The sequence below is a fragment of the Marinitenerispora sediminis genome, assembly GCF_003336425.1.
Lineage (GTDB): Bacteria > Actinomycetota > Actinomycetes > Streptosporangiales > Streptosporangiaceae > Marinitenerispora > Marinitenerispora sediminis.
The window spans coordinates 1-281 of record NZ_QEIO01000422.1; the positions used below are offsets into that span (position 1 = coordinate 1).

Consider the following 281-nt stretch of genomic DNA (forward strand, 5'->3'; position numbering starts at 1 on the left):
AGCGAGGTGCGCTCGTGCATGGCCACCGCGCACTCGACCAGCACGAGGTTGGTGACGAAGTAGGCGGCGCCCGCGAGGGCCACCACGAGCAGCTGCGCGCCGTCGGGCACCCACGGGGCCGGTGCGGCGTGCGGCCCCAGCAGCCGCAGGACGGAGTCGGCCACCCCGAAGCTCAGGGTGTACTGCGCGACGTTGAAGGCGGTGCGGTGCGGTGCGTGGCCGCGCGCGACCCCCGCGATGATCGTGGCGAGGGCCTGCGTGACGCCGGCGAGCGGCAGGCC

At 75.4% G+C, this 281-nt stretch carries 1 pseudogene; it reads right to left on the reverse strand.

The window, feature by feature from the left end:
- Window positions 1–281 (reverse strand): annotated as a pseudogene (locus DEF28_RS27080) (GGDEF-domain containing protein); the annotation flags it as partial.